The following is a 13,033-nucleotide window of genomic DNA, read 5'->3' as shown; positions in this document are numbered from 1 at the left end:
CTATGCTCAATATGCTCCCTCTTTGTTGGTGATGTACTGGAGGAATACGGCCAGCACAATAATCAAACCCTTGATGATCTGCTGGGGGTAAGCCGCGATACTGAGAAGGGTCATGACGTTGGTAATCAGCCCCAGAACCAGTACGCCGATGATTGTATTGCCCACGCTGCCTTTTCCGCCCATCAGACTGGCTCCGCCGATTACGCAGGCTGCGATGGCATCCAGCTCCATTCCTGTGGAAACGGCCGGCGATGCGACCGCTACGCGGGAGGTAAGGATAAATCCGCCCAATGCGCAGAGCATTCCGCAGATGGCATAGGCGAAAAATTTATATTTATTAACGTTGATTCCGGCCAATCGAACGGCTGTCTCGTTGCTGCCGGAAGCAATGACCAGACGGCCGAAAACCGTATTGCGCATGACAAGCCACATGAGAACGATGACTGCGATGACCAAAACCACCGGCCAGGGAAGTCCGATTCCCGGTATGCCCTGACTTCCGAACTTGACCATCATCGCTGAGGTATCATATTCGGATGACAGGCGGATGGGCTGTCCGTTGGACGTCATGTAGGCGGCTCCTCTGATAATGGTCATGGTGGCCAGTGTAGCAACAAAAGGAGCCATTTTCAGTACCACTACAAAGGCCCCGGACATACAGCCTATTAAAAAACCGATTCCCAGAACCGCAATCAGTATGACGATCATGGAGGCGCCGGAAACCATGCCGGCATTTTGAATCATGATCGCCGTGATCATGCCTCCCATGGCAGTAACGGAGCCGACGGAAAGGTCGATGCCTCCGGTCAGGACCACCAGGAGCATGCCCAGGGTCGCCAATGTCATGGGAACCAGCTGTCTGAGCAGATTAAAGATATTTGTCACTGTAAAGAACGCATCCGACAAAATGGTAGAAGCGATAATCAGTGCGATCAAAATTAAAACAGCGTTGTATTTCAGTAGTATGTTCTTTACGTTTATCTGTCTATTGTTCAATCTTTCTTCCATGTTTAAGACACCCCCATTGATAAATTAATTAATGTTTGTTCGGTCAACTGCTGCTTTTCCACCTCTCCGGCGATTTTTCCGTGACGCATCACATATACCCGGTCGCTCATACCGATGATTTCCGGCATTTCCGAGGAAATCATGATAACTGCCGCGCCTTGTTCGGCCAGGGTGTTCATGACTTTATATATTTCAACCTTAGCGCCTACATCGACTCCTCTTGTGGGTTCATCGAATATGATCACTTTCGAATTGGAGATCATCCATTTCATAAGGGCTACTTTCTGCTGGTTTCCTCCGGAAAGGGAGGATGCTTTGCTTTTGTAAGATCTGGCTTTGATGTTCAGCATGCCGATCATTTCTTCCACTTTTTTATTCTCTTTTGGATGGTCCAATATGCCTACAGCCGATGTAAAATCCTGCAGAGAACTCATGGTTCCGTTTACCTTGATGGGCATATCCAGGAGCAGTCCCTGCTGTTTTCGGTCTTCCGGCACCATTCCGATGCCGTTTTTAATGGCCTTCTTGGGTGTATTGATCTTGACGCTTTTTCCTTCCAGTCGGATCTCCCCCTCTTCCAGCTTGTCGGCTCCGAATACGGCCCGCATTGTTTCCGTGCGGCCGGCTCCCACAAGTCCGGCAAAGCCGACGACTTCTCCGGCTTTTACATGAAAAGTCACGCCGTTGACCATTTTTCCGCAGATGAGGTTTTCTGCCTCCAGTACGGTTTCTCCGATCGCCGCGTTCCGCTCAGGAAACAGCTCGGAAAGATCTCTGCCGATCATCATGGTTACCAGCTGTTTTTCTGTAATATCCTTTACATGTACGGTGTCGACGTTTTTCCCATCCTTGAGAACGGTGATGCGGCTGCATATGCGAAAGATCTCTTCCAGCCGGTGAGAGATATAAATGACACATACGCCCGAATCCCGCAGTTTATAAATGACATCGAACAGCTTTTCCACTTCCCGGTTTGTCAGCACGGCGGTGGGCTCATCGAAAACCATGACTTTTGCGTTTCTTGAGATGGCTTTGCAGATTTCGACGATCTGCTGATAGGCGACGGTTAATTCGGCCACTTTTTTATTGACGTCAATGTCTCCGAAGCCCATCTTTTCCAGCACTTCCTCCGCCCTCTTTTTCAATTTTTTTCTATCCACCAGCGCCTTTCCTTCTCCCAGGCTGTCAATGAAAATATTTTCTGCCACAGTCAGGTCTTTTGCCAGGGCAAATTCCTGGTAGATGACGGATATTCCGCAGTCCTGCCCCTGCTTGGGATTGGTGATTTGTTCTTTTTTTCCGTCTATGTATATGGTTCCTTCATCCTTGTCGTATGCTCCGGCAAGACATTTCATCAGCGTGGATTTTCCGGCGCCGTTTTCTCCGATCAGAGCATGGATCTCACCGGATAGGGCGCAGAAATTAACCTTATCCAAAGCAGCCACGCCGCCGAAGGATTTGCTGATTTCCTCCATCCTTATCATCTCTCTTTGATTGCTCATGATGCTCTCCTCTTTCCTATAACGGTAGTTCTCTTTTGGAATACAGGCCCGAAGGCATATCCTCCGGGCCTATTGGTTCAAATAAGATAGATTTGCTTATTTGGACGGAACCCATTCTTCATAATAAGTACCGTCTTCGATCGCTTTGATGACTTCGGGAACCGTCAGCACTTCCAGCGGAGCTGTTTTGTGATACAGGTTTTCCTTATCGTCATCCCAGTAAGTATCCATGGTATCTCTGTTGATGTTAAAAGCTTTGAACGCGGTCAGCATGGGCAGGTTGTTGGCATCCCATTTGTTGGTCCCCTCTGCCAGTTCTTTTATGAAATTGATGGTTTCCATAGCAAAGGCCTGGCCGTTATGGGGGCCGTCACACAGGAGCGTCCCGTCTTTTACCTTTTCCAGCTCGGTCTTCATTCCGTTTCCTGGGCATGCTACCAGGACTTTATCGGTGAGACCGTAATTTTTCAGTGCCTGAGCTGCTCCCAGCCCCTGGAAATCGTTTTCTCCGATAAAGAGGTTTAGCTTATCTTGGTTGGCTGCGATGATTGGTTCGGCCACATCGATTCCGCCTTCAAAGGTCCAGTTTCCTTCACCTGATCCCAAGCAGGCCATGTTCCATTTTTCTGATTCAAAGGTTCCTTTTTTCCTTAAATCGTTAAACAGCTTTGTGGCGTCCAGGGTTGCCTGTTCCATGGTGTATTCAACACCTCTCTGCTGGGCCCGTTCATAGATCATGCCGCTGAGCATGCCGTTTACGCGGGTTTCAGCTGTGGAGTTTCCCATGATGCCAAGAACGATACCCATGTTGATCTGTTCCTCTTTATCAAACTGACTGGCTGTATATTTTCCAGCCGAATAGCCGACGGAAAAGATATTGGCATTGATGGTGGTTACCACGGGAGCGCCGAAAATTTCAGAACCGAATCCGATACATGGAATACCCGCTTTGACTGCACGTTCAATGTCCGCTGCGATTCCGGTTACATCCACCGGGTCAATAACGATTACGTCCACGCCTCTGGAAATATAGGAATCGATATGGGCGCTCTGCTTGGAAAGTTCAAAATCCGCCACATCAAAATAGAGGGTATACCCATATTTTTTTGCCCATTTTTCGGCAGATTCTTTTACTGATACGAACCAGGGATCTCCCTGGGTCTGCTCTGTCCAGCCGACCACTACGTGCTTTGGATCTTTGGGTTTAAATGGCAGTGCCTTATCAATGTTAGAACGATCTTCCAAAGATGTGGGATCGAGAAAGCCGGAAAGGCATGTGTCAGGAAGCATGCCGTAGAGTTCGGTTTTCGCCTCATCGGCGCTTAGCTCTTTCTCTGCAGTTCCTTCCTCACTGCCTCCGCAACCGGCCAGGCAGGTAACCATTAACCCGATTACCATTAAAATTGCCAGGATTCTCATTTTTCTCTTGCTCATTTTACTTCTCCTTTCATTGTTTGCTGCTAGCCATTGCTTCATATTGTCTGTTTCCATTATTAAGCGCAAAATATGTGCCAAAATATTCTGAATAATTTTTCATAAAAAAAGAAAGCTTGCGCTTTCAAGCTTTCTTTTCATTTATATTTTTATTCATTGAATAGAAGTTGCCACCCCGTTCTATGAGCAGTCACGTTCCATTGTACGAAAATCGGACAAAATGTCGGAATTCGGTCACTTTTTTAAATACTCTGATAACTCAGTGTTGTTTTTTAACTTTTGATAGAGGGTGCTTCTGGCGATCCCTAGGGCCTTAGCCGCAGCGCTCAGGTTGCCATTGGCCCGTTCAATCTCATTTTTTATGATCTCGATTTCAACTTCTTTCAGCCGGGTATTGCGCAGATGGTTATTTCTTGTTTTGTTAACCATACGGTCCGGAAGCATGGACGTATTTATTTCTTCCCCTTCCTTGGACATGGCGATTACGCCTTCCAGGATATTTCTCAGTTCTCTTACATTTCCCTTCCAGTCGTAATTCTCCAGCATATCGTAAAAGCTCTTGGGAATGCTCAATTTGTTCAACCCCATATCCTTTTTCAGCCGCTCAATATAGTGGTCGGCCAGCAGGCGGATATCTCCGTTCCTTTTGCGCAGGGGCGGTATCTTCAGGGTAATGGTGTTGATTCGGTAATATAAATCCTCGCGGAACCTACCCTGCTCCGCTTCCAGATAGAGGTCGCTCTTGCTGGCGGAAATAATCCTGATATCAATGGGTATTTCCTTGTTTGACCCCACCCTCGTCACTTTAAAGGTGGAAAGAACCCGCAGCAATTTTATTTGGACGTCCAAGGGCATGCTCTCCACTTCATCTAAAAAGAGAGTTCCTCCTGAGGCGGCCTCCAGCTTGCCCGAACGCCCTCCCCGGCTGGCGCCGGTAAAGGATCCTCCTTCATAGCCAAAAAGTTCACTTTCGATCAGTTCCCGGGGAATAGCCCCGCAGTTAATGCCGATAAAAGGCCCGGATTTCCGCCGGCTTTCATTGTGAATGGATTGAGCCAGCACTTCCTTGCCAGTTCCGCTTTCTCCCCATAAGAGAATCGGTGCGTCGATCTTGGCCACCTGCTTGGCGATCTCCTTCAGCTCTTTTATCTCCTTGCACTGGCCGATCAGATTGTCAAAGGTATATTCGGTAGAAGACGGCTCTTTCTTTGTCGTTCTGCTCTTCAGTTCCGCTTCTATGGCATCGACGATGGAAATTACAATGCCCAGGGTATGTTCCTGATAGTCCTCTTTTCTTCCCGTTAAGGACATGGCCCCGATGATCTCTCCATCTGCCCCGTGGATGGGAGCTCCGGAACAGGTATATTTTTTATGTACTAGATTATAATGTTCTTCTCCCCAGAAAACCATGGGTTTTTTCTCTTGCAGACAAGTCCCGATGGCATTTGTACCCACATACCGTTCATTTCTGCTGGCGCCGACGACCAGAGAGGGATCGTACTCGTACTGGCTCAGCAGATCTTTATCGCTGATAATATCCAGCAAATATCCCCGATCGTCACTGATAAAGATATAATACCCTGTCGGCTTTATCACATCATAAATCTTATTCAAATGTTTTCTCGCCGTTTCGATCAATACGGCGTTTTCTTGAACAAGTTTTTTTCTTTCCTTTTCATCTAACTTTTTAATTTTCACAGGTGAATTATATTCGATTTCAAACTGCCTCGATCTCACCCATGAATCATATATTTCCGGGCGGATAAACGAATAATCATAAGGTTCATTGCGAACAAAATGTTGAAAAGCTTCAATCAGCTGTTTCTCGTATTCTTCATTGAAGTTTAACAAAACATTCACCGCCTTTCTCTGTCTGGTGGGTATATTAACTGAAATAAAGGTTGTTGGTAATATATTCCGGATCACTGGTCACATCAATCCCCAAGGCTTTGATTGTCTGCTCATCCCTCTCGCTGAGAATTGCGGTGCAGTGGGCCTGACAGCCTCTCAGGCAGGGAAGTTTGCTCAAGGCTACTTCTGCGGACGGGTTGGTCGCGGCGGAAATGGTCAGGGCGCTGAGAATTTCTTCGCAGTGAAGGCTTGTCTTTTCATGAAGAAGGATATCCGTCTTCATATCCTGGATCCCCTTTAAGACGTTTGGGGAAATGAGGTGGATGTCGTCGGCCATTCCGCAGAGAATTTTTATTGCATTGAGTACGGCAGCGGCAGCGGCTACCATTCTCCTGGAGCTTCGGCCTGTCACAATGCTGCCGCCGGGCAGTTCTAAGGACATGACGACGACGTTCTCATATCGCTCATTACAGTTCCGTTTGTATTCTGCATAATCTCTGGCTGGCTTGACCACCTTCCGGTCCTCAACCTTCAGGTCCAGCTCGTCCATTAACAGCTTGGACCGCTCCAGCGCGCCGTCATCGATTTTTCCCTTTTTATAATCGCACAGCGCGGTCAGATATCTTCGGATGATTTCCTGGCAGGCTGCTTCTTTGACAGCCTCGTCATCGATGATGCTAAACCCGGCCCTGTTGACGCCCATGTCGGTGGGACTCTTGTATTCCGACTCTTCACCAGTGATCTTTTCTATGATCCTCTTGACGACTGGGAAAACTTCCAGGTCCCGATTATAGTTTACCGCCATTTCCCCATATGCTTCCAGGTGGAAGGAGTCGATCATATTCACGTCTTTCAGATCGGCGGTCGCGGCTTCATAGGCGATATTCACCGGGTGCTTGAGCGGAATGCTCCAGATGGGAAATGTTTCAAATTTTGCGTAACGCACTTTTGTTCCCCGTTTATAATCGTGATACAACTGGGAAAGACAGGTCGCCAGCTTTCCGCTGCCGCCGCCCGGTCCGGTTACCACAACCAGGGGTTTTGTCACTTGGATATAGGGATTGGCGCCGTACCCTTCATCGCTTACAATGGTATCCACATCTGTGGGATAGCCTTTGGTAAATCTATGTTTGTACGTTTTAATGCCCCGACGGTCCAATTTGTTTAAAAACATATCGACTGCGGGGGCATCGTCTTCATAGCGGGTCACGACTACACTATTGATGGCTAGGTCGTATTTTCGAAACATATCGATGAGCCGGAGAACTTCCAGATCGTAGGTAATTCCAAAATCAGCACGCGTCTTGCTGGTCGTGATATCGCCTGAGTAGATGCAAATAATAATCTCTGCTTGGTCCTTCATTTTCTGGAGCAATTTAATTTTGGCATTTTCATCAAAACCGGGGAGTACCCGCATGGCATGTTTATCATGCACTAATTTTCCCCCAAACTCCAGATAAAGCCTTTCGCTTTCTCCCTCGTTGATCCGTTTCAAAATATACTTGGATTGTTCTTCTATATACTTTTCTGCGTCAAATCCTATCTTCGTCATCACGTTCCTCTCCTTCTACAGAAAAACAATCGCGCCAACCACGCTGGTCACTACCATTGCTGCTATAATTGCAATCGCAATTATCCGAATCGTTTTTTGCTTCATCATAATACAAAAAGCCTCCTCATTTTCCACGTTTATTTACATCAGTTCAATATTTAATTTATTTCTGCCTTCTGCCAGACCCTTTAAACTAATATGGTAGTCAATATCCAGCTGTCCCGTTCCTTCCGCTGTTACGCTGTTTTCCACGTGATTTGTGAGAACCTCCATCGCAATAGCTCCGAAAGGTGTGTCATAATAGCCGGTATAGCGTTTTCCTTTTTCGAATTCGATTTCCGTATCTATACCGACGTTTTTTCCAACCCTTTTCATCTTTATGGTTCCGTTTTTCAGTTTAAGGCGGGTCCTGCATCCGGGCATTCCGGAAATTTCGCTTTCATCATAGATGAGATAAAGGGCATCTCCTTTTTCGTACAGCTTGCCTTCGGTAATAAATTCCAGCTGGTCTTCTTCCAGATCAGCCGTTATCTGTGTTCCAATAATTTTCATCATAATATTCTTCATTCAGTCAGCTCCTCCAACATCTTTTCCAATTCTTCTTTGTTAAAATGATATTCTTTCAGACAAAACTGGCACTGCAGCTCTGCCTGCCCGTCTTCTTCGATTATCTCCGTCAAATCCTTTTTACCAATGGACATAAGCGCCCGTTCAAGGCGGGGCTTGCTGCAATCGCAGCGCCAGGTGATATCCCTGGTCTCCAGCTTTTGAATCTGATACTGCTGCGGCATTTCGTTGAATATGCGCGCGGACAGCTCCATAACCATCCCTTCTTCACTCTTTCCGGCGGATGTCTTGTTCACTTCATCAATCAGAGTTGTCAGCGGAGGCAGGTTTTCAATCATGTCCTCCAGCGCGGATACGGCTCCTTCCTCTGCTCCCGGCATCATTTGAATAATCATTCCGCCCGCTGCTCCTACATGATAGTCCCTTTCTATTTTTACGCCCAAAGCGACGGAAGTATTCTGCTGCTCGGAAATAAAAAAGTAAGCTGCCAAGTCCTCGGCGATTTCTCCGCTGACCAGGGCAATGGTTCCCATGTAGGGCTCTTTTAAGCCCAGGTCTTTGATTACGGTCAATTCTCCTATTCCCAGCGATCCGCCTACATCCAGTTTTCCTTTTTCCGTAAGGGGTAAATCCACGTCTGGGTTAGCAATGTATCCTTTTACCTTTCCCGTTCCATCCGCTGTGGCTAAAATCTGTTTGGCTGGTCCCTCCCCCTTGAACTGGAGGGTAAGCTTGTCCTGCGGGTTTTTCAGCATAATGCCCATAAGACCGGCTGCTGTCAGGACTCTTCCCAGCCCTGCTGCGGCCAGCGGCGTTGTCATGTGTATATTGCGCGCCTCTTCGACCATATCTGTAGTAATTGCCAGATATACCCGGTAAGATCCGCTTTTATCCATTGCGATTAATGTATTGCTCATCTTCCTTATACCTCTTTTTTTATCTTTTCCTTTCAATTCTATCATAGTTGTAAGAAATTATTAATAACTTTATTTTAGATTTACACGGTTTCGACACAAAAAAACCATAAAGTCCGTGTATATTAATCTCAATAAAAGGACAAAACGGATAAAGGGAGGAAAAATCAATGGATAACAATTTTGAAAATAATGAATATAGATACACCAGCGGCCCAAACCCCGGACAGTTGATCCCAACAGAGGATCGTGATCCGGGAGGCGCACCGGGAATGGGTCCCAGGTCATCGAAAAAGAAAAAAGAGAAAAAAAGCAAGCCAGTACAGCTCACCAGAACTAGCCTTACTGCAATCATTCTGGTATGTGTCCTGCTCTCCAGCGCATTCGGCTTTGGAGGGGCCATGCTGGCCAATGACGCCGGCCTCTCGTCTCAATATTCGGCAGGCAAAGAAAATACCACCAATGCCAAGACGACTGGCTTTAATCTGGAGGATGCCACGGGCAGTTCAATGACGGTCCAGGAAATAACGGCTAAAGCACAGGATTCTGTGGTGGAGATCAAGACAGAATCCGTTCAGGCCGATGCGTGGATGCAGCAATATGTCACAGAGGGGGCCGGCAGCGGTGTCATTATTAAAAGCAATGGATATATTATTACCAATAATCATGTAATCGCAGGAGCGAATAAAATAACAGTAACGACCAGCGACAAGAAGGAATATGAAGCAAAGCTGGTTGGTACTGATGCAGATACAGATGTAGCGGTCCTCAAAATTAATGCAAGTAATTTGACAGCCGTCACTATGGGCAATAGTGACCAGTTGAACGTAGGTGATTTGGCGGTAGCGATCGGCAATCCCCTGGGTGAGCTGGGCGGCACAGTTACGGCTGGAATCATAAGCGCCCTGGACCGCTCCATCAGCATTGATGGAAAGACAATGTCCCTATTACAGACCGATACCTCCATCAACCCGGGTAATTCGGGAGGCGGATTGTTCAACCAGTATGGTCAGCTGGTGGGCGTAGTTGTCGCTAAGTCCTCCGGTTCTGATGTGGAGGGCCTTGGATTTGCGATTCCCATTAATCGAGCCGCAGAAGTAGCCAGCCAGTTGATGAAAGGCGGTTATGTAAAAGGAAAGCCTTCTACGGGGATGTCCTATGTGGATATGTCTCAGCAGCAGGGAAATAACGGATTTTTCGGCGGCGGACAGCAAAGCGCTGCGGGAGGCGTTTATATTCAGGAAGTAACCGGATCCAATGCTAAGAAGGCTGGCTTCCAGCAGGGAGATCTGGTCTACTCGGTGGATGGAAAAGAAATTGATAACATCGATACCCTTTCATCGATTATTACCTCACATAAGGTGGGCGATACGGTAAAATATATTGTACTTCGCGATGGACAGTCAAAAGAAATTAAACTTAAACTAGAAGAGAAAACTTCCTCTTAATAAGTAATAATAAGATATGCGAAAAGACCGAGCTGCGGAAGCAATTCGGTCTTTTCGTATTTATTATACCTTTTTTAAACATCTTTGCCGGGTCCGTTGATAATTTCCATTAACTTGGATTTAATCTCAATCTGCTGATCCTCTGTGTACCCCAGCTCATCCATCGCTTCTTGGTCTTCCTCAATCAAGCACAGGGGTGGAAATAAGACGCACCACCAGTTTTGTCCTTTTCCTTCGCCTAGTGTAAGATTCAGAGCTTCGTAGTTTCCAGCTGGAAAATACATATCTCCATAGGTTTTGGCCGGTATCCATCGAACACCTAAATCCGCTTCCGCTCCATATTCTTTGCCATTTTCTTCAATTACTTTTGCCGCTGTCTTTTCCATATCCTTCAGATGATTTTCTAAATAGCTGCGGGACTGTTCAATATCTTGGCTTTTTTCCAGGCTGCCTACTTCTTTAATAATCTGGTCCCTCACTTTTAATTTGAGATTTTGATCATCAGCGCTGTCGCTGTTGGCAATTACGTGCAAACGAATGATTCCGCTGTATTGATTGGACGGTTCATCCTCATATGTATAAAAAAGGACGAATCCCATTACGATAACCAGAATTAGGCTTAAAATGCATTTTTCTTTTAGATCGATATTTTTCATAAAAAATCCTCCTTGTATGTTCATTCTTCACCAAGGAGAATTTTTTTATACACGACCGAATAAAACTTTTTTATTTTACGATTAGTAAACGACTTCCTTCCTGGAGATTAATAGGATCATTCAATTCATTGATCTTCTTGATAGACTCTATACTGGTTTTGTACTTCTTAGCTATTTTCCATAGACTGTCGTTTTTTCTTGTTATGTAAATAACCATAGAGGAAGGTCTTTTATTCTGTTTATTTTCAAGGAAGCATGGATTTTTTATTAATTTCAGCGCCGTTTCTTTTATGGCGGATACTTCAAGCTGCAGGCTGGCATTGATTTCTGCCTGCTTGCTGTTCACCTTATCCGACCAGAGATCCTTTATTCCAATTTGACAATCTATTTTCATGCCTTCTTCGGCTGCTGGAATATCAATCGAACCCCTGAAAGGAATATCCTGTTTTATTGCAAATACTTGTTTTTCCGAGTCCTCCGGTATACATAAGACAGTTCCTTCTAAAATTCCCTCGACCGTTACTCGGCCTTGTTCGGCCCTGGATTTTTGTTCTTTTATACGTCCGTTGACATAAAGAATTTTTCCTAACTGCCCATTTCTTTCCGCAACATCTACAATTTCTCTTGCTGATATCTCTGTAGTTCCTGTTCCCAGGACTGCTTCTATCATTTTTTCTGTATAATCATAAGTAGTATCTTTGACACTATGATATAAATCTGACACTACTTCTTTTTCCAGATTTTGGTATACTTCAACCGATGTGTTAACGCTTCCTTTTAAAATAAAACAATCTTCTTCTTCCTCGCTGATTGTCACTTCCAGCTCTTTGTCATTAAAGGATACTTTGCTCATAGCCAAGTTATCTTCTTTATTCATAAGTATGAACTGGGTAAAATCGGCCTTCCCTTGGTAAAAAGCAGGTTTTTGTATTACCTCTCCGTCTTTTTCTTCTTCACCTAAATAAAGAATATTAACACGCACCGCAGCATTAATGACCATTTTTTCTGAAGTTGTTTGTTTATGATTTTCCACCACATTGATGTCACTTTTCAGAATTTTAATCGGCCTCGGGCTCCCCTCTTTAACCTTTAAATCTTCTGCAATCTCCAAAGATTCTTCTTTTCGAAGAGCAACATGGCTCATTTTGACGGTTTCTTTTAATAGTTCCAACTGTTCCCCGCGCAGATTTTCGAAGAGTTGTAATTCTTTTTCCGCGTATTCTTTCAGGAAAAGCCCCAGAGTAATTTTAGCTCGGAATTTGCGCTCATTAATTACAGAATAATCAATTCGTTCGATTTTAGATTCAATGACCAAATGAGATAAAGGTGAGGCTGTCACCTGCCAGTCTGTTTTGAAAGGAAGCCTGGACTGAATGATGGCCACAGATTCATCCTCTTTTCCATCAGGCAGATAAATTGTCTGTAATCCTACCTCTCCTGTAACTTTTATGCTGTCATCATCTCCCTGTCCGACTTGTATTTCTTTGCTGGATAAAAATGCCTTCCCATCCATCGATAAAATTGATATTAAATCTGGCTTAATATCTGGAACAAGTATATCTTCTTCTACAAAGATTTTTGTTTCAAGATTTTGGGCCACGGCTGTTATCTTTAATTCATTATAAACGGCCTGACCCGCCAGTGGCGTAATTTTAACTGGTTCTGCCGCTGTTTCAGAACTTTCCTTTATCTCTTCTTCGCCTAAAAATACCGGCTCTAGTTCTTCCTCTTGTTTATGTTCTATAACTTTTTCCGGCAAAATCTGTTTTGGTAATCCCTGTTTGTTGTCTTTTTCCGTTGCATCGAAAGATTTTTCTTCCGATATTTGTTCTTGATCCGGTTTGTTCGCAGCAGTTTCCTCTAAAACAGGAAGATCCTGTGAAAATTCTTCCTCCTTTTCGGTACTTGCTTTTCCTTCCTCACGTGCAGGTACTAAAAGTCTATCATAAGGAGTTGGATCAAAGCCGTCGTTTATCTGTGCTGTATCGGTATTTTCGTCGGCTGTTTTTGCTGGTTGTAAGGCAAATTCAGGTATTTTTTCATCATAGGTCATGGTTGTTCCCCCTCTGTCTTCCTATACATATTCTTGTTATATTGTATT

The 13,033-nt window shown here is 45.2% G+C and carries 10 protein-coding genes; 1 reads left to right on the top strand and 9 read right to left on the bottom strand.

From position 1 onward, the window contains the following. Nucleotides 1-6: 6 nt before the first annotated feature. From LG211_RS15540 to hslO, 7 genes are all read right to left on the bottom strand, one after another. A complete protein-coding gene (locus LG211_RS15540; protein ID WP_269477937.1) occupies nucleotides 7-1,008 on the bottom strand; it encodes an ABC transporter permease in 1,002 nt (333 codons plus the stop codon). 2 nt (nucleotides 1,009-1,010) lie between these two features. Further along, nucleotides 1,011-2,510: a sugar ABC transporter ATP-binding protein gene (locus LG211_RS15535; protein WP_269477936.1), complete on the bottom strand. Its 1,500-nt coding sequence runs from the start codon at nucleotides 2,508-2,510 to the stop codon at nucleotides 1,011-1,013. A 96-nt stretch (nucleotides 2,511-2,606) separates the two neighbouring features. After that, nucleotides 2,607-3,944: a sugar ABC transporter substrate-binding protein gene (locus LG211_RS15530; protein ID WP_269477935.1), complete on the bottom strand. Its 1,338-nt coding sequence runs from the start codon at nucleotides 3,942-3,944 to the stop codon at nucleotides 2,607-2,609. A 234-nt stretch (nucleotides 3,945-4,178) separates the two neighbouring features. Then, a complete protein-coding gene (locus LG211_RS15525) occupies nucleotides 4,179-5,795 on the bottom strand; it encodes a sigma-54-dependent Fis family transcriptional regulator (protein ID WP_253020705.1) in 1,617 nt (538 codons plus the stop codon). Nucleotides 5,796-5,829: 34 nt separating this feature from the next. Continuing rightward, nucleotides 5,830-7,347, bottom strand: a complete 1,518-nt coding sequence (locus LG211_RS15520) for a DUF1846 domain-containing protein (RefSeq protein ID WP_148398185.1) — start codon at nucleotides 7,345-7,347, stop codon at nucleotides 5,830-5,832. Between the two features lie 141 nt (nucleotides 7,348-7,488). Beyond that, complete coding sequence (locus LG211_RS15515) at nucleotides 7,489-7,914, bottom strand: YwiB family protein (protein WP_148398184.1); 426 nt, start codon at nucleotides 7,912-7,914, stop codon at nucleotides 7,489-7,491. Then, nucleotides 7,911-8,831 carry an Hsp33 family molecular chaperone HslO gene (gene hslO / locus LG211_RS15510; protein WP_148398183.1) on the bottom strand — a complete coding sequence of 307 codons (921 nt, stop codon included), beginning with the start codon at nucleotides 8,829-8,831 and terminating at the stop codon, nucleotides 7,911-7,913. Before hslO ends, LG211_RS15515 begins: the two co-directional genes overlap by 4 nt. Before the next feature lie 167 nt (nucleotides 8,832-8,998). Here hslO and LG211_RS15505 point away from each other — a divergent pair, with 167 nt between their 5' ends. Then, the gene (locus LG211_RS15505; RefSeq protein WP_148398182.1) at nucleotides 8,999-10,276 is read left to right on the top strand and encodes a S1C family serine protease; all 1,278 of its coding nucleotides are present in this window, start codon (nucleotides 8,999-9,001) and stop codon (nucleotides 10,274-10,276) included. 74 nt (nucleotides 10,277-10,350) lie between these two features. Here LG211_RS15505 and spoIIR read toward each other — a convergent pair whose 3' ends face one another. Both spoIIR and LG211_RS15495 read right to left on the bottom strand, forming a co-directional pair. Further along, entirely contained in the window at nucleotides 10,351-10,932 is a 582-nt protein-coding gene (gene spoIIR, locus LG211_RS15500) for a stage II sporulation protein R (RefSeq protein ID WP_253020706.1), read from the bottom strand. 70 nt (nucleotides 10,933-11,002) lie between these two features. Continuing rightward, entirely contained in the window at nucleotides 11,003-12,985 is a 1,983-nt protein-coding gene (locus LG211_RS15495; protein ID WP_269477934.1) for a DUF3794 and LysM peptidoglycan-binding domain-containing protein, read from the bottom strand. Nucleotides 12,986-13,033 lie beyond the last annotated feature (48 nt).

This window comes from Hominibacterium faecale, assembly GCF_020734085.1.
GTDB classification, from domain to species: Bacteria; Bacillota; Clostridia; order Peptostreptococcales; family Anaerovoracaceae; genus Hominibacterium; species Hominibacterium faecale.
Note: the sequence above shows the minus strand (reverse complement) of the source record. Positions and strands in the feature narration are given on the sequence as shown.

Coding starts and splice junctions, on each gene's coding strand:
- LG211_RS15530 (WP_269477935.1), bottom strand. CDS start 3,944: ATGAGCAAGAGAAAAATGAGAATCCTGGCAATTTTAATGGTAATCGGG.
- hslO (WP_148398183.1), bottom strand. CDS start 8,831: ATGAGCAATACATTAATCGCAATGGATAAAAGCGGATCTTACCGGGTA.
- LG211_RS15540 (WP_269477937.1), bottom strand. CDS start 1,008: ATGGAAGAAAGATTGAACAATAGACAGATAAACGTAAAGAACATACTA.
- LG211_RS15520 (WP_148398185.1), bottom strand. CDS start 7,347: ATGACGAAGATAGGATTTGACGCAGAAAAGTATATAGAAGAACAATCC.
- LG211_RS15515 (WP_148398184.1), bottom strand. CDS start 7,914: ATGAAGAATATTATGATGAAAATTATTGGAACACAGATAACGGCTGAT.
- LG211_RS15505 (WP_148398182.1), top strand. CDS start 8,999: ATGGATAACAATTTTGAAAATAATGAATATAGATACACCAGCGGCCCA.
- LG211_RS15535 (WP_269477936.1), bottom strand. CDS start 2,510: ATGAGCAATCAAAGAGAGATGATAAGGATGGAGGAAATCAGCAAATCC.
- spoIIR (WP_253020706.1), bottom strand. CDS start 10,932: ATGAAAAATATCGATCTAAAAGAAAAATGCATTTTAAGCCTAATTCTG.
- LG211_RS15495 (WP_269477934.1), bottom strand. CDS start 12,985: ATGACCTATGATGAAAAAATACCTGAATTTGCCTTACAACCAGCAAAA.